General features: G+C 36.6%; 15 protein-coding genes. 1 reads left to right on the top strand and 14 read right to left on the bottom strand.

Annotated elements, in window-relative coordinates; translation table 11 throughout:
• Positions 1-610: 610 nt before the first annotated feature.
• The 14 genes from BM266_RS16515 to BM266_RS16450 all read right to left on the bottom strand — a co-directional run bounded on the left by BM266_RS16515 (position 611) and on the right by BM266_RS16450 (position 16,273).
• Positions 611-3,613, bottom strand: a complete 3,003-nt coding sequence (locus BM266_RS16515) for a type I restriction endonuclease subunit R (protein ID WP_093411578.1) — start codon at positions 3,611-3,613, stop codon at positions 611-613.
• Positions 3,610-4,851: a restriction endonuclease subunit S gene (locus BM266_RS16510; RefSeq protein WP_093411577.1), complete on the bottom strand. Its 1,242-nt coding sequence runs from the start codon at positions 4,849-4,851 to the stop codon at positions 3,610-3,612. The genes BM266_RS16515 and BM266_RS16510 overlap by 4 nt, the downstream gene beginning before the upstream one ends.
• A gap of 58 nt (positions 4,852-4,909) precedes the next feature.
• Entirely contained in the window at positions 4,910-6,943 is a 2,034-nt protein-coding gene (locus BM266_RS16505; protein ID WP_093411576.1) for a GumC domain-containing protein, read from the bottom strand.
• Positions 6,936-7,397 carry a hypothetical protein gene (locus BM266_RS16500; RefSeq protein ID WP_093411575.1) on the bottom strand — a complete coding sequence of 154 codons (462 nt, stop codon included), beginning with the start codon at positions 7,395-7,397 and terminating at the stop codon, positions 6,936-6,938. The genes BM266_RS16505 and BM266_RS16500 overlap by 8 nt, the downstream gene beginning before the upstream one ends.
• Positions 7,398-8,363 carry a hypothetical protein gene (locus BM266_RS16495; protein ID WP_093411574.1) on the bottom strand — a complete coding sequence of 322 codons (966 nt, stop codon included), beginning with the start codon at positions 8,361-8,363 and terminating at the stop codon, positions 7,398-7,400. It abuts the gene before it with no gap.
• Positions 8,364-8,419: 56 nt separating this feature from the next.
• Positions 8,420-9,091 (bottom strand): RusA family crossover junction endodeoxyribonuclease, encoded by a 672-nt coding sequence (locus tag BM266_RS16490; RefSeq protein WP_093411573.1) that lies wholly within the window; start codon positions 9,089-9,091, stop codon positions 8,420-8,422.
• 138 nt (positions 9,092-9,229) lie between these two features.
• A complete protein-coding gene (locus BM266_RS16485) occupies positions 9,230-9,853 on the bottom strand; it encodes a hypothetical protein (RefSeq protein WP_093411572.1) in 624 nt (207 codons plus the stop codon).
• Between the two features lie 38 nt (positions 9,854-9,891).
• Positions 9,892-10,500 (bottom strand): hypothetical protein, encoded by a 609-nt coding sequence (locus BM266_RS16480; RefSeq protein WP_093411571.1) that lies wholly within the window; start codon positions 10,498-10,500, stop codon positions 9,892-9,894.
• Between the two features lie 163 nt (positions 10,501-10,663).
• Complete coding sequence (locus tag BM266_RS16475) at positions 10,664-11,056, bottom strand: hypothetical protein (protein ID WP_093411570.1); 393 nt, start codon at positions 11,054-11,056, stop codon at positions 10,664-10,666.
• An 11-nt stretch (positions 11,057-11,067) separates the two neighbouring features.
• Entirely contained in the window at positions 11,068-11,436 is a 369-nt protein-coding gene (locus tag BM266_RS16470; RefSeq protein ID WP_139220682.1) for a hypothetical protein, read from the bottom strand.
• 263 nt (positions 11,437-11,699) lie between these two features.
• Positions 11,700-12,548: a hypothetical protein gene (locus BM266_RS16465; protein ID WP_093411568.1), complete on the bottom strand. Its 849-nt coding sequence runs from the start codon at positions 12,546-12,548 to the stop codon at positions 11,700-11,702.
• Positions 12,523-13,527 carry a type IV toxin-antitoxin system AbiEi family antitoxin gene (locus BM266_RS16460; protein ID WP_093411567.1) on the bottom strand — a complete coding sequence of 335 codons (1,005 nt, stop codon included), beginning with the start codon at positions 13,525-13,527 and terminating at the stop codon, positions 12,523-12,525. Before BM266_RS16460 ends, BM266_RS16465 begins: the two co-directional genes overlap by 26 nt.
• 60 nt (positions 13,528-13,587) lie before the next feature.
• Positions 13,588-15,189: a type I restriction-modification system subunit M gene (locus tag BM266_RS16455; protein ID WP_093411566.1), complete on the bottom strand. Its 1,602-nt coding sequence runs from the start codon at positions 15,187-15,189 to the stop codon at positions 13,588-13,590.
• A gap of 199 nt (positions 15,190-15,388) precedes the next feature.
• Positions 15,389-16,273 carry a hypothetical protein gene (locus BM266_RS16450; protein WP_139220681.1) on the bottom strand — a complete coding sequence of 295 codons (885 nt, stop codon included), beginning with the start codon at positions 16,271-16,273 and terminating at the stop codon, positions 15,389-15,391.
• 31 nt (positions 16,274-16,304) lie between these two features.
• Here BM266_RS16450 and BM266_RS16445 point away from each other — a divergent pair.
• Positions 16,305-16,502: helix-turn-helix domain-containing protein (locus tag BM266_RS16445; protein WP_317040985.1), on the top strand; the 198-nt coding region annotated here is incomplete at its 3' end.

Genomic DNA, 16,502 nt, shown 5'->3' with positions numbered 1-16,502 from the left:
TATCTTCGTTTTCTTAAGGGGGGTCAGCATCCGCCAGAACGACAGCACGCTAAATATAGACTGTTAGGGGGGTCAGCTTAGTCCAGTATATCCACGTTGACTTCCAAACGGGATTTTTCCTCGAGGTCCAGGGACGTTCCTCCCGGCGGTATCATAGTCAGTAGGGTCTTGTATTAAGCGAAGAACAATTCCAGGATTTCGAGAGATTCTGTGAACAAATTGCTACCCGTGAACCCGGGATAAGGTACCTTGTAATGGGCTGTGGGGTACCATTATGTAGAACTACTGGCTGAAGCACCGAAAGCCCTTACAGATCTTCTCGCAGGTAAAAAGTTGCGTGAATTAAATTGTAGTCTTAATTATAAGTAAAGCGTGGGGAAATTCCAGAAATATCTTAGGTTCCAAAAAATTGCTTGAAAAGGCTAATTGCTTTCCCATTTTTTCTATAGACAAGGATGTTTCATTTCCATAGATTGACCCAATCCTTCCGGAACAACTATTTAAGCCCATTGCCTCACAATTGCAAGTCCAGTCCTGTTTCTTGGATGTATTAATGGTATCATCACAGTTTGCACAGCGATAGACAAATTTATGTCGCTAAATACCTTAGCTAAGCCTCAATTGGCCAATCTCCATACTGCCCCTCTGCCTGCTCAATAACTTCTTTTAATAACTTGTCGAGTTCAGAAAATGGCACTTTGCCGCGTAATTCCTTTTTCACTGCCAGACGAATCGCGGCGCGGGCGTCTTCTTTTTTGGTCCAGTCGAGTTGTAGATTTTTCTTCACCGAGTCTACTACTTTATGAACAAGATCCTGAATTGGACCTTCTTTATTTAAAAGTTTATCATTGGTAGAAAGTAGATCGTAAAAGGCTAGTTCGTCTTCGGTAAGGCCAAGTTCTTTAGTTCTTTTATCTTCTTTTTGAAAGTCTTCGGCAATATCTAAAAGGTGCTTGATTGCAGCAATTGAATCCAGGCTGTTTTTGTGATAATCGCTAAGTACTTTATCCAGCTCTTCTTTTAGCCTTTTCATCTTTTTGATGTTCTTAGGCATTCTCACCTTTAGCTCATCATTAATTATTCTTCGAAGTAGCTCTACCTTGATATTTTCTTCTCCCTTTTCCTTAACAATGGCTTGAAAGCGGTGATCTATAATGGAAATATCGATCTTATCCAGATCATACATTTTTGCCAGATCTACGATCTCCTGGGATTCTAAGGATTTACTGATAAGGTCCTTTATTCTTTCGTTCTTCTCCCTTTGGGGACCAGGGGGGAATTTGATTTTTCGAATAGTCTGACGAATCTTTTGGATGATTCCCACTTCTTCTTGAATATCCCAAATTCTTTTATCTGAACTGGTCATCGCAACTAATTCAGAGAGGTTTCGTTCTTCCTTCAGAAATTTATCTGTAATAGTATCAGATTTTAATATATCATCTACCATTTTTTTGGACCATTTCAATAGTTCCATTTGTTTCATGGTATTGATCTCCTCTGCGTCAAACCCGCCCATCATGTCTTTAACTTCTGCTAGCTTTTCAAAACAAAGATTAACAGCAAGATCTATATCAAGCGCAGGTTTTCCTTTACCACCGCCACCTGTGTACTTTTTAGTAGCTGATGCCAGATGACCTGAAATTCCAATAAAATCTACTACAAGTCCGCTTGGTTTATCCTCAAAAACACGGTTTACCCTGGCTATGGCCTGCATCAAATTATGACCTTTCATAATCTTATCTACATACATAGTATGAACACAAGGCGCATCAAAACCGGTTAACCACATATCCCTAACAATCACAATTTTTAACGGATCTTCTGGGTTACGGAAACGTTTTTTAATTCCTTCCATCGCATCCTTGGTTCGGGCATGTTTATTCCATTCTTTTGGATCTTTACCAATATTGGTAGTCATTACTACTGCCACTTCAGGACAATTATCTAAAGCGGTTAATGCATCATAAACTTTTACGCAATTACGCCGACTCATACATACTACCATCGCTTTACCTTCCAGGCTATCTGTGCGTGCTTTATAATGTTCCAGAATGTTATTGGCTAACTTTGCTACTCTGTCTTCTGCACCGGCAGCATCTTCAATTGCGGCCCAAACTGCATTGTTGGGATCGTCTTCTTCCTCTTCAGTATCCTCTAACTCCTTAAAATAATCTGCTTTAATATTAAGCGGAATCATCTTTGGTTCGTAATAGATAGGCACCGTGGCTCCATCTTTTACCGCCTGCTCTATATCGTAAGTATGAATAGTTTTTCCGAATACGTGCTCTGTTTCTGCATCCTTACTGTCTACCGGAGTCCCCGTAAAACCAATAAAGGAGGCATTAGGCAAGGCAAGGCGTATATTCTGGGCAAATCCACCTTTATGAAAACCGTATTGAGTACGGTGAGCTTCGTCTGCCATTACCACTACATTATAGCGTTCAGAGAGCACCGGATGCGCAGCTTCTTTTCCAGTTTCTAAATCTCGTAAGCGAAATTTCTCAATAGTTGTAAAAATAACACCCCCGCCATCTGAACTTAATAGGTCTCTTAATTCTAGGGTAGTATCTGCATGCTGAACTTCTCCCACCAAATCTTTAGCTAATACAAAGTTTTCGTATAGTTGCTGATCGAGATCTGAACGGTCTACCTGAATAATGATGGATGGATTTTTCATTTCCGGCATTTGACGTAAAATTCCGCTTAAGATGGCCATGGAAATACTTTTGCCAGAACCTTGTGTATGCCAGATCACACCTAAGCGACCATCGCCGTTTGGTTTTATATTGTCAACGGCACTATCAACGGCTTTTTGGATACCCCAATATTGGTGATATTTAGCCCCTTTTTTAATAATCTTCCCATTATGATCTTCGTGAAAAATAAAATTCTGCAGATAGTTCAGTAAAGTTTCCTTTGGAAATAGGCCTTTTAGTAAAGTTTCCAACTGAAATTCTTCTTTATTCTCTATATCATCACCGGTTATACTCTTCCAGGGAGCAAACCACTTTAGGGAAGAGTTATACATTCCGTGCAGGGTTTCCATTCCATCTGAAACTACGGTAATAGCATTAAAATCGAATAGCTGCGGAATGTCTAATAGGTAATGTTCTATTTGGCCGTGAGCGTTTTCTACCCCCACTTCTGGATCGAACATATTTTTAAATTCAAAAACAACTACTGGAATGCCGTTAATAAAGATCACCAGGTCTGCGCGGCGGCTATTCTTGCCAATGATCTTTACTTCATCTGCACACACAAAGATATTTTTCTCGTGTTCCTTGTAATTGATAGGATAGAGGTGCCGGGCTTGTTCTTTGCCCGAAGCATCTTTCCAGGTAATGGAAACCCCCTGGGTCATTTTAAGATGAAAATCGCGGTTGCGGTGATCGAGATCCATTCCCTGGTGCTGCGTAAACGCTGAAAGTGCTTCGTTAATGGCGGTTGCCGGAACTCCGGGATAGGAGCTTACTAAAAACTCCCGAAGCTCCTCCTCCAGTACCACCTTTTTCAAATCCCTCTGCAGGGAATTACCTTCTTTATAGGTGTATCCCAACTCCTGAAGGCACTCTATGGCAGCCTTTTGCACCGTGATCTCGATCATTTGTGTCATAAGACTTCAGTTAAGGTTTTCTCCACGTCTTTCACGCGGACTTCCCCGCTGATGAGTTTTGGCAGTAAGGTGTCGCGGAGTTTAGTGAGGGTTTGATTTTCAATTGTATTTATTCTGATTTGTGTAAACCAGGGCTCAGCTATTTCACTAAAGGAATCAAAAATTTCCGTAGGTGGTTGAGGAATTTCATAGGAAAGAAAGGGATCATTTTGAACCCGTTGACGACCTGAAGTTCCCACCATAGTAGAAATGGCAAAATTTCTAAAATTGGTATCACGAGCCAAACAATAGGTCCAGTATCTTGAAACTCCATCTTTTGCTCTCATCACTAAAAACTCCGTTGAACCAAAAGCTATTTCACCCGGTTCTAAAAAATCAACAAAGGCTGTTTTTCCATTTTCAAGGCAAGGTGTAATCCTGGCAAAAAGTGTATCTCCATTTTGAAATTTTGCTCCGCCTTTAAATTCTTTTTGCGCAACATCTGAAACCGACATTACATCTACTGGTAAAGCTTTCATTTCAACAAAAGATGCTTCACTTCCTTTTTTCAAACTCAGTCTTGGATTTAAATGAATCAAGTCTTTAAGTTCTTTCACTTCCCATCCCTTAGGAATTTCGCCCCATTCCGAATCTACAAATTCCCCATCCTGAAAAGGTCCAAAATCTACAAACCAATGCGTGTATAAAGCCATTGCCATTTCTTCCAGGGTTTTGTTCATCTGGAGGTTGAGTTCGATCTTATCGTCTAGAGCGGAAAGGATGGAGGCGATGGATTTTTGTTCTTGAATTCCCGGAATACAGGCTTCAATATTGTCAAAGGTATTCCTCGTAATGGTGTCAAAAACAGAACCGTGGGAATTCGCTTGTATATTGGTTATAGAGGATTTTAATAAATAATAACCGAAGTCATTTATTAATATATTTTCTTTTCCAGACAATCCATAACATGATTGATTAAAAGCCATTTCCCGTCCCAACTGGGCAATTTTTCCAACGGTACCTCGTGCAGAAATTATTAGTTGGCCCTTGGTAAGAATTTTTGTGCTACTCTTTTTAACCCCGAGTTCAGTAATAGATTTTTCAGTCGAAAAAACCGTTCTCTGATCATTATTGAAATCAACTACAGATAACCAAGGTATGTTACCATTCCAGTATTCTTCAACTTTGGTTTTTGGAGTTCCTCCACCAATTATTTCAAAAGCTTCTGAAAGTCTATATGTTTTCCAGTTTTTGGGCATTAGTTGTTGTTTGTTTTTTTAACAGCTTAGGGTATGAATAGTAGCGGATTAAAAACCACTAACTTTTCGTTGAAATTTTCTTAATAAATTTTTCTTCGCCTAAATCAATCAGTTCAAAATCAACATCTTTTGTGCAGGCATAATAAGTAGTTTCAGATTGGTGAAATGAAGAAAACACTATTGATTGAGTATCTCCATAATTTCCCAGTCGTTTTAACAAGAATTGAAGGTCATTATCACCTGCTTCCTGTTGTCCTGGTTCATCAAGGATAAATAACTTAGGATGATTTCCTTCAAATTTTTCAGAAGTTTCTTTTAACGCAATCGTATAACTCCAAATTGCTCTAGTAAAGTCACTAGCAGAAGAGTCAAATTTCAAAGAGTATCTATCTACAACAGGTAATAAAGTATCTCTCGAAATACTTATACTATCTATTGGTTTACTACGATAATGAAACTCTCTAAGTAGTTGTTTAAATACTGTCTCCAATTCTGATATTTTTTTATAGTCAAATGCAGAAAGTGTTTTAGGTAACTTTTTTTCCTCACCTAGAATTTGAACCCATTCATCAGATAGATTTTTAAAGTATTCCTGAAATGAAGCTAATTCTTCATACTTCCTTCTATACAAGTCTAATCTGGCTTTCAATTTCAATCGTTTTTCAATAAGCTCAATTGAAGGTAAGCGATTGTCACTAGTCAACTGTGTTTTAAGCGTTCGGATATCACTTCTGGTTTCTGAAATTCTAATGTTAAGTGTATCTATATTTTTTTCTAAATCAGATATGTCATTTTGATGATTTGATATATAAATTTTAATAAGGTTAATTTGGGCTTTAATATATTCAAGATTTTCCTCTATCTGCATTGGCACAACTTCAATATCTTTTGGAAGCAATGAATCATTCAAACCTTGGCTGCAATAAGGACAATTATCGTTTGCTATGGCAAACCCTTCTTCCGCACCTTTCTTTTTGACTTTAAGATGATATTCGTTTTGAACCTTATCATTTTCGAGTTCTAATAATCTCTCTTGAAAAGATTTATACTTACTAATTGCTAAATTTTTCTTATTTATTGTTGAAGAAAGGTTGATTGAGTAATGACTTAGTCGTTCGTTTAGTTTATTAATACGTATTTCAGCTTCTTCAGCTTGGTCACCAACGTTTGGAACTTCTAATTCAACTAATTTTTCGTACTCTTCTTCAAGTACATTTATATACTCTGATATGTTGTATGTTCTTTCTTCAGTTACGTAAACTAAATAAACTGAATTAATTAAGTTAATAATTTCAGGTTGATTATTTACTCCTCTTATTTCGCAAGCTATTTGATTGGCTAGTGATTTAAATTCATTGAATTTATTTCTCCAATCAAATATTAAATCATTTTTATCTTGTTTTAATTTCGATTTTCGTTGTTGAATTTTCCAAGAATCTAAATTTAAAAGAAACTCTAACGCTCTCGTTTCTTTATCAAGTAATGAATAATAAGGAATAGTCGCTAAAAAATCTGTCCAACCTGCTTTTTGCTCAATTACGAAACTTGGAAAAATATTTTGCAGGTATAATTTTCTATAACTGCCATCTTTATATTGAACTTGAGGCAATTCCCAACCCATAAGTTTCTCTAAAAAGGAATGGAATCCAAATGCGTTTTTACTATCGGCAGCTCCTTTGTCGTGAACATACATAGGAACATAGTCATATTGTTTTGGTTCAGTTAATAGTTTTCCATTAAAGACTTCGACTAATCCTGAGTTCTTAGTTTCACTAGAAATATAGCGTTTTACTGTTACGACAGAAGTACCCTCAATTTCTAAAAGTATATTAGATTCTATAACATTAGCTTCAATCCTATTTTGATTATCAAGAATTTCACTTTTTAGAACAGATTGCATTGTCTTTTCATTTTTCCCGCCAATAAGTTCTTCTAAACCAAGACAATATATAATTGATTGAAAAACTGTGCTCTTTCCTGTTGAGTTGTAGCCTTTGACAATTGTTAAACTATCACTAAAACGTAGAAGTGGTGTTCCGTAAACACCTTTATCCGTATTAATCGTTATTTTTAAAGCTTTGATTTTAAGCATTCTTCCAATTTTTAATTAATCCGTTAATAATTTTTTCCGGAATTTTTTTTCCGATTAATTTCAAAACTTGTTTTTCATCTACGAACAAATTTTCGTCTTCATTAATTTGCTCTACGAACTTTCTCCCTTTTTCTAAAAGCGTATAATTACCTTTTTCAAAGTCTAACAATTGTTCTGCATAGGCTAAATTTAAAGCTCTATTTAAGGTTGATTCAATACCGAAAAATTGAAGTTTATTTTGGTAATTCGAAGTAACAAAATCTTTAAGTATGCTAGAATTTTCATAGGATTTTAAAGCCCACGAAAACAAATGAAGCTTTAGTAAACTTGCCTTTCCTGCATATCCATTGAAATAAAGGATTAAAAGAATTTGAGAAACCTTGTACATTGGTCTATAATTAACGTACAAAGGCATTTCTCTTTCTGTGAACGATATGTATTTGTTTTTTTTCATTTAGCTAAAATCTAATGAGCATTCGAGAACCCAAAATGAAACCAAATAAGCTGTAAGCTCTTCTTTATTAGATTCGGATAAAAAATGAAATTCTTTGTTGATAAGAGCTCTAACAGTAGTGTCAATATCTTTTAGCTTTTCTTTATTATCGTTTACGGGTATAAGACTTTCTTTCGCAACTCTTTTCCCAAGCGCATTTCTAACTCGAACAAATTTCTCGTAAAGCTTATTATTAAAATTTGACCACTTTTCTAAAATATCTTCACCTACAATAAAGTCCCTAATCTGTGAATCTGTCAATCCAACTATATTTTTGGCATAATTTTTTTCAGGATTATCTGGAAAAAGTTTTGCATTCTTTCTTAATCCATTTTCAACAAAAGTGTTGTTTTCATAGATAGCTTTAAAGTCTTCTATAGTTTGATCGCTTGGTTCAGTACTCGTGAAGTCTATTTCTTGATATGTAATTGGTTTTAAGAATTTACTTGAATCAATGACACTTGGTATTTCAGGTATAAAATATTCATAGTCTTTTAATCCAATTTCAAAATCATCATCTATGAAATCCAAGTTCCAACTTTTTACTAGATTTTCTTTAGCGTTGCAATGAAGAAGTAATTCTTTAGACTTGATCACAGGTGTAGTAAAATGCCAAGTTTTTATTTTATTGCCATTAAGTATTTTTCTCAATTTAACTTGATAATCAAATAGCTTTTGTACATCAGTAGTTACTTTATCCCTTTGATGTTCATATAATTCCTTATCTGTATATTCTTTTTCAGGACAATAACATTGATATGCATCACCGATTGAATTATATCCATCAAGACCATAGTCTCCGCCTGAATCTGCGGGTACAGATTTAAAGTTATGTTGTTGGTGTTTTATCTTTAAACAACTTTGACAAAATGCTTCCCATTCGTCACCATCAGTAAAAGTTAGTCCAATTTCAGGTAGTTTTATCATATTAAATCAATTCTTAAACATTTTGAGCATTATATTATATTCGTTAGTAACTGTTTTTATTTTTCCTTCTCCTGCTCAATATTATTTTTCAAAGTGGTTAGTTCTACACATTGAAAACTTTCATTAATTCTTGATTTATGAAATAGTCTTTGGACAGACTGAAAAAATTTAGCTTGATAATAATCACCGGTTTCTTTTAAAAATTCATTTCTTAATGCCATACCCTTTTCAAGATGGGTAATAAGTGTTTCTTTTACTTGGGCAGGTAAGTCAGTATGAAAAGGAATGTACATATTGCCACCCAAATTGATGAAAACTAAATTCTTTTTCGTTACAAAATCGTCCGGAATATATCTTATTGATATATTTATTTGATGTTCCTTTTTTGTCCAGTCAATCCAATGACTTCCTATTGTCTGTACTTGACAATCATCAATCAGAACCCCCTGAGGTCCACTTAAACCGTCTAAAATAGGTTTTATGATATTATCCATATCTGGCGCATGAGCGCTTTCGTACCTTTCCTGTTCGTGAACTAGCCATTGAATTTCAACCTTCACGTCCCCACTCAGTAAATAGCCTAAGGTGCTTGTAACCTTCCTAATTTCATATTTAATAAACGCCCTTTTCACTGCACTAGATTGAAGGGAAACGGGTTCAAAATCAAAAGCAAATAACAATTCGCCAAATTCAGGGGGCTCATTTAAATTGGATTTGTAATTTTCCATTTTACCAAAAGATTAATGTTCTTACATTAGTTGTTAACGTTCCTAATAACAACTGTGTTTGATTAACCACATTACAATCCACCGGGCAAGGGAGCATAGAGTTTCGATTTGAGATAGGTTTGAGCATTGTTTTGTGTGTTATCCCTCGTTTTTGATTTCGATAATTTTTTGGATAAATTTTTTATAATACTCTGCATGCGATTGTAGAAAACCTTCTAACAGTTGATCTATTTGCTCTAAGTTTAAAAGGTATTTTAAACCTTCTTGTTTGAGTATAAAGGTTTCTTTTCCCACCAATTTTTCTAATTCCTTATAATTTTCTTGAATCAGATCCAAATATTCATTCTCAATATACTCAACCAATTCTAGTCTTTTCGAACCAGTAAATTCTTCTCCAATTCTTGTAAAAAAATCCATATCGGATTGTCCTTGTGAAGAATTATCTAAAGAAAAGCAGTCTCTAAAATTCCTATTCTCAAAATTTCTTTGATACAAAACTTGAATTATACAGCCGTAAATGAGAACTGCTATATAATTGGGAACATCTTTTATAAAACCCTCATCTACATAACTTACAGGAATTTTTGCTGTTGTACCTCCAGAATAGTTCAATCCATTTTTGGCGTATTTCTCCTCTTTTAAATACATTTCATTAACTCCAGCTCCTTTGCTGTAAATAGAAAGGTTTAATTTGCGAGCAATATAATGTCCGGTTTCGTGAAATAGGGTTCTTCGATATTTATTGATGTCTTTAATTTCCATTCATTATATTCACTTATTGCCAATTTATATGTTTCCATTTATTCGATTCCTATTCTTATGGTATTTAAACCTCTTCTTGGATCTCGATAAATATTGAATGCTTTCAACTTTTTGTTGTGTTCATTAACTAATTGCACAATTGGTTTTAAATCAAAATTAAATTCTATTTCGTGATCAAATTCATACTTAATCACAACAAAATCCGGTGAGCCCCAATAGGAAACGTCGTATCCTTTATAAAGTCTTTTCACATCTTCATAGAAACTTGAATTTCTTTTACTAACATTGTTTAATATGTCAAGATTTAATTCTCGTTGTTCAAAATTGTTCTCGGCTAATGTGTAATGATCTAATCTCCCGAAATCAAGACTTTCTTCTTGAATTTTTTTGTAATTATTCAGAGTGGAGAAAAGACTGTTCCATTCTGATGGCGCATTGCTGTCTGAAAAATTTGATCTATTATTCTCTATAAATTCTAAAAGCTTTTGGTAATATTCTTCATTTGAAAAATACAAACTATCAATTTCGTTTTTTTCATTGTGGTCGTAAAAAACCTCTCCGCTTTTGGCTTTTGGAAGTTGACTTTTTGTAAAGGCTAAAGCCAATAAAGTCAGATCCATTCCATTTCCTATTCTAACTTTTATCATTTGATATTCTTTGGTTGATTAAATATTACAGCTAACGTCTCGGCTATGAGTAGGTGCGTGGTTTAGCACTTAAATTTGCAAGTACACTCAAAACTGAAAACCTGCGAGGATTTTCAGAAGTAGGCGAGAACAAGCAATTACTTATAGCCATTATTGCCAGTAGTTATTCTTCTTCATCTGTTTCGTGGAAATCACTATAATTCACTTCCTCGTCATAATCCAAATTCGGATATTTATCGTCAAACCTATCGTGTAAAACAATATTTAGTCTTTTAAATAAAATGTCGATAATGTCTTTTTTGTCTTCGACATCGCAATACATTTTAACGATATGCTCTTTATCTTCTTTGCTTTTTTCTTTGTCTACACAGAATAGTGATATTCCAAAATTTTCAGTTCCATAGATAGAGATACCAAGAGGCGTAAACCTTTCTTTGTCAATGTCAAAATATTTAGATAATCCATTTATATCATCTCCACCAGCTCCTCCTAAAAAGTCTGAAATGTCGGCAGAAGCAGTTCCTTTAAAATCATTGTATTGTACGTTTGCTTTCATATTTTCTATATTTAAATTCCGTAATTTTTTTTAATCCAATCCCGCATTGTTAAATAATCAGTTCCGTGTTGTTTTAAATAAATGTCCAATGCGTTAATATTTTTAGAAACTATAATTTCTCCAAAATCATTAGAGATTTCAGTTGTTACGTCTCTTCCGTCCAATCCAATTTCTTCAAGTCTTTCTTCAATTTCGTTTAATGCATTTTCAGCCAATTGAAGTTGCGATTTATAATTTTCAGGTTTATTTGCATAAAGATTGTATTCGGTTTTATTTATGTCAAAAACAGTTTGGTATAAATTTTCTATTCCGCCAAATTCAGCACTTATTTTATCTTTGGCTTCTTGCGATAGACTTCGCAAATATTCAAGTCCTTCCATTTTATTTCTTTTGGTTGTTAGTTTTCCTTTAATTACTGGCAACTATGCGTTAAATGTATTTTTTCATATTTTCTCAAAATTGCCTTTGATCTTTTCCTTCAATTCTTCCCCTTTCTCAAATTGCTCTAATAACTGCGCTTTAAGGCTCTCCATTTTTTCCTCAAAAGGGATTCCGTCATCTTCTTAATCCTCCCCCGACCCCTCCGAAGGAGGGGAGATGTTGCATTGTATTTTTAATTTATATTTTTTCCAATTCTGCCGCATTAGTTGTCTTTTATTCCTTTTAGCAATGCGCTAAATATATTTTTTATTTCTTCTACATTATCATTTGTGCCCGCTACCATTTCACGCGCTTTGGGACCAGTGCCGGTACCTAACTCTTTTTCAATTTCGGTATTGATCAAATTTTTTAAATTTTGGTCCCGGTCCAGAATAGGTTGCATTTTACGGCCCATCACCCTTGCCGCCGCAGTTTCCTGCCGGAAATCTTCAGCATCAAAAATATCGGCATAAGGAGAACCTTCCAGGAATAATTCTTCTTCATACAGGTCCCAGGCAGCTTTAAGCAGGTCTTTGATATCCTTGAGATCCTTAGTGCGTTCCGGCCGTTCACTCCAGGAGATCAATTTCAAAAGGACCACTCCGTGGGCAGGAGAAACGGGTATCGCAAAACCTTCCGGATGTTTAAAACCCTGGATTTCTTCCCCAACTTCAGCTAAACCTACTACAGATAATTCTATTCCCGTCCCGGGCAGCTGTACCAGGTTGTTCCCTGCGATACCACCATAGGGCAGCAGGTCAATAAGGGTATTGGTTTTTCGGTGGTGCATCCTGTATCCCTCCTGTTTTTTCTGCGGGAAAAAACCATTATCCACCAATTCTTGTAACAGGGCTTCGTAGGTGAAAATATCGGGCAACATTATCGCAAAATCGATATCCCCGGTAGCTCTTGTAGGGCTTTTGCCTGCCTTATATAGCGCCACATCCCTTGCATTGGCACCAATGAGATAATAAGAAATTCCAAATTTCCTGAACGCCGATTCCAGAAGCAGGTACACTTCCTTGTGATGAGCAAAAGAGTATGCTTTATAAGTTGGGTCTAATGTGCTCATTTAATATAATTTCAGCTGTTTCAATATTTCTGCTTTCACCTGTTGCCATCAACTGGGCGTAAATAAGAATGGGGTGCACGTAAGGCTGGTCATCTTCGGGGTGGTTCCAGAATTTTTCATAAAGCTCCAGTTCCCCGTTAGGTGATGGTACCAGTTTGTATTTTTTTATAACATCCACTTTTGTTGATACGAAAAGGCTGAATTTTTCAGCGATCAGGTAATTGGTGAGCATAGCGGCTGCGGGCTCTCCTCCCCATTTAATTCCTGTTGCTCTTATTTCTTTTTCAGCCAATATTTGCTGCATATTTCTCCCTGCTGGCTTGTAATTTCCCAGGAATTTAGAAGGCAATATTTTCTCCCGTAAAACTTCGGTCCACTTCAGTAAAAGTCCTTCTTTATTAGAGAGTTCCCATTTGTTCTTATCTAGCCTTATAAGAAATTTTTCTTTTTGAAGGCCTTCAAAAACTTTAGGGATGGTACCAAGGGACACCCCGGCATATTCCGCTATAAGCCGCTGGGGCTCATTTACCAGTTGTGGATCCCTCAAAAACTGAAATACAACAGCTCCGCCTGCTTTGGAAAAGGCCCTGGACTTATATTTCCCGGGAATAGTTGGTGCAGACTTCCCTTCAATATGAATAAGAAGCCTATTGAGCTTTAAATACATATTGCCGGCACTGTCCAGGTAATTGACCTCTTTTTCCCGTAACAATTCCTTTGCTTTAGGGGTAATATATTCCCCAACAAGCAGAATAGGATTTTCATTAGACCAGTTCTTTGTCTCTTCAAGGATTTTTGAAAGGTTTACCGGGGTGATTTCCCGTTTGGTTTCCAGGTAAATTACCTGGTCATTCAGCTTGATCACCGCATCGAACTTTCCGGCCCCGGTAGGAAGTTCCTTAAAAGAAACGTCCAGTGCCTGTTGCTCTAAAATCTCTTTTAGATGCTGTACGGGATTATATTTGGCGATACTCTTCATTATTTTTGTTCATTTTTTTATTGTGTTCACAAATTGTGAACAATCAAATATAATGAACATTTATAGAATTTTATCAAAATTGGCTTTAATCTTTTCCTTCAATTCTTCCCCTTTTTCAAACTGCATTAACAACTGGGTCTTGAGACCCTCCATTTTTTCTTCAAAGGGAATTCCGTCGTCTTCTTCGGCTTCGGTTCCAACATAGATCCCCGGGGTGAGTTTGTAGTCTTGTTTTACTACTTCCTCTACTGTGGCTGCTTTGCAGAAGCCGTCGATGTCAGAGTAGGCCTCGACTCCGCTCGGCCTGACATTTTCGACATTGCGCCATTGGTGGTAGGTTTCAGCGATTTTATTGATATCATCATCACTAAAAACCCGCAATTTTCTGCTGGCCATTGTGCCCATCTTGGAAGCATCCAGGAACAGGATCTCGTTATTGCGTTCGCGGTGGGTGCCGTCTTTTCCATCACGGTTCTTGCTCAGGATGAAAAGGCAGGCGGGGATTCCGGTGGTGAGGAACAGCTTATCGGGCAGGCGAACAATGGCATCTATCATAGAATTGTCTACCATATGCTGCCGCACGTTTTTCTCGCCTTTGTTGTTGGAGGTCATCGCGCCGTTTGCCATTACAATTCCGGCAGTTCCGGTGTCGCTTAAATGGTGCCAGAAGGTTTGCATCCACATATAATTGGCGCTGCCATCTGTAGTGAATTCTTCTTTGGGGCCAAATAACCGGGGATCGCCATCGGGCAGATCTTCAGGATGCCAGTTGCTCACATTAAATGGCGGATTGGCAATAATGTAGGCGGCTTTCAGGTTCGGGAATTTATCATCAAGCAAAGAATTTCCCAGTTTAATATCAAACGAAAGGTCACGCAGCATCAGGTTCATCAGGCACAATCTCAATGTCTGTGCTGTCATTTCCTGTCCGTAGATCGCGATGTCTTTTTTGTTTCCGCCGTGTTCTTTGATAAACTTCAAACTTTGCACAAACATCCCTCCACTTCCACATGCCGGATCAAAGATGCGGCCTTTGTAAGGTTCCAGTAATTCCACCAGCAGCCTTACGATACTTCCTGGCGTAAAGAACTGCCCCGCACCCGAACCTTCGGCCATTGCAAATCGGCCGATGTAATACTCATAGATACGGCCCAGGATATCGCTTTCGGGATTTTCCTTTTCAGAAAATTTAGGGTGGGAGAGAAGGTTGATGATTCCGCCGGTTTGTTTGGGAGATAATTCACTCCGCACAAAGATCCGCGGCAAAATATTCACCAGCTGGGGGTTATACCCCGTTAATAATTCCTGGATCACATCAAAGGCATCATCCACCTTCACCTTGATATCATCCTGCTCTGCATTATCCTTCAAATATTGCCAGGAAGCGGTTTCAGGAATTTTAAAAGTATTTCGCGAACGGTATTCGTCGCGGTCTTCCAGGACGTAGTTGATCTCCTCGGTATCTGTAGTGTAATAATCAGAGTTGGGATCATTAAGCTGCTCCTTTAGTTCCTCGCGCACCACCTCATAGCGTTCGCTAAGGTGCTTTACGAAAACAAGGGGAAGGATGTAGTTTTTATAGTTATTCTCAGATACCGCGCCACGTAATTCGTTCGCCGCATCCCAGAGTTCTTTTTCAAAATCAATGTCTGCTTTTGCCATTAAATGGGGATAAAATTCTTGCTTATGAAAATCAAGATCCTGTAGGGAAGGAACTGAAGGGGAAAGTTAGTTAAAATTTTTAAGAATAAATTCCTGTAGGGTGGCAATATGACAAATATAAGGGAATTAGGGAGAATGTTTTTCTAATTGAACTTTAGGTAAATCCCGGATAGCAGCATTGGAGATAGAGGTCAGTTTTTTATTCGTTATAATCTTCCTTAATTATTCTTCCTAACTCTTTCATTGAAATTATGAATTCATCCAATTGAGATACAGTCAGCTTAAATTTTCTCCCCTTTAAATAATTTAATTCAGGAACTTTTCTTACACAATCCTCATCTACGACACCCATATTGTGCTCAAATATGTGTCTCAGTTGAAACCATTTCAATAATTCATTATAATCAGAATGATTTTCTAATATCAGGTTATTCATTTTTTCATTTAGTAGGTACATATTCTGAAACAAATTTTTAGGCTTGGAGGGATAATGGTGGGGTTTTTTATTTCTTAATTCCTTCCCCAGACCATCAAAGGCAGAAATTGCTGCAGTCAATATTGAAATTAATGATATTTCTAAAATATCACCTGGAATCTCTGGTTTTGAAAAGATTTCTAGTTTCTTTTTAATCACTTCAAGTGATTTTTCATAGATTAAAAAAGCATTAGTTTTATTACAATCCGGACAATTAGAGAAAACACCATAAATTGCAAATTTAAGCCCGCAATTATCGCACGTTAGGTTTGTTTCAAGTTCTTCCTCTGAATAATATTTAATTGGGAAGCTGAAGTTATTATCGGTTGTTTTCACTTTAAACTGGATAAGACTATTTCTTGAATTCCTTTCTAATTGCTTAAAAGAATTTTTAAGTTTATCTAATTCCGGCTTTACAATTTTGTCAAAAGCCTGTTGCATCGCAATACTCCTTACATATTCTAATTGAGCTTGAGTCCAGAATGTATCAGATTTTCCTACGTAGTCACAGTGCAAAAAACGGTCATAGTATACCACCCTGGCCGGATTAAAGTGAACCACCTTGGCCGGGACAAAGTGAACCACTTTAGCCGGAGTAAATTGAGCCACTAAAAAATCGATTCTATTTGTAAGAAGCCAAATGTCTTTTTTTGTAAAAAAGACCATGGCCAACAAACAGATAGATATGCGAAAAATAAAACAGATTTTTAGGTTGTACAGCCAGGGCGTCAGTAAACGCCAGATAAGTTCAAGTTTGGGTTTATCACGCAACACCATTACTAAATACATCGCCTTTTTTCAGCGTTACCAGTTTACAAGCTACGAGGTCTCTGCGATG

Source organism: Salegentibacter flavus (assembly GCF_900115145.1).
Taxonomy (GTDB): domain Bacteria; phylum Bacteroidota; class Bacteroidia; order Flavobacteriales; family Flavobacteriaceae; genus Salegentibacter; species Salegentibacter flavus.
This window is presented reverse-complemented; position numbering and strand designations above follow the sequence as displayed.

Coding starts and splice junctions, on each gene's coding strand:
- BM266_RS16515 (WP_093411578.1), bottom strand. CDS start 3,613: ATGACACAAATGATCGAGATCACGGTGCAAAAGGCTGCCATAGAGTGC.
- BM266_RS16510 (WP_093411577.1), bottom strand. CDS start 4,851: ATGCCCAAAAACTGGAAAACATATAGACTTTCAGAAGCTTTTGAAATA.
- BM266_RS16505 (WP_093411576.1), bottom strand. CDS start 6,943: ATGCTTAAAATCAAAGCTTTAAAAATAACGATTAATACGGATAAAGGT.
- BM266_RS16500 (WP_093411575.1), bottom strand. CDS start 7,397: ATGAAAAAAAACAAATACATATCGTTCACAGAAAGAGAAATGCCTTTG.
- BM266_RS16495 (WP_093411574.1), bottom strand. CDS start 8,363: ATGATAAAACTACCTGAAATTGGACTAACTTTTACTGATGGTGACGAA.
- BM266_RS16490 (WP_093411573.1), bottom strand. CDS start 9,091: ATGGAAAATTACAAATCCAATTTAAATGAGCCCCCTGAATTTGGCGAA.
- BM266_RS16485 (WP_093411572.1), bottom strand. CDS start 9,853: ATGGAAATTAAAGACATCAATAAATATCGAAGAACCCTATTTCACGAA.
- BM266_RS16480 (WP_093411571.1), bottom strand. CDS start 10,500: ATGATAAAAGTTAGAATAGGAAATGGAATGGATCTGACTTTATTGGCT.
- BM266_RS16475 (WP_093411570.1), bottom strand. CDS start 11,056: ATGAAAGCAAACGTACAATACAATGATTTTAAAGGAACTGCTTCTGCC.
- BM266_RS16470 (WP_139220682.1), bottom strand. CDS start 11,436: ATGGAAGGACTTGAATATTTGCGAAGTCTATCGCAAGAAGCCAAAGAT.
- BM266_RS16465 (WP_093411568.1), bottom strand. CDS start 12,548: ATGAGCACATTAGACCCAACTTATAAAGCATACTCTTTTGCTCATCAC.
- BM266_RS16460 (WP_093411567.1), bottom strand. CDS start 13,527: ATGAAGAGTATCGCCAAATATAATCCCGTACAGCATCTAAAAGAGATT.
- BM266_RS16455 (WP_093411566.1), bottom strand. CDS start 15,189: ATGGCAAAAGCAGACATTGATTTTGAAAAAGAACTCTGGGATGCGGCG.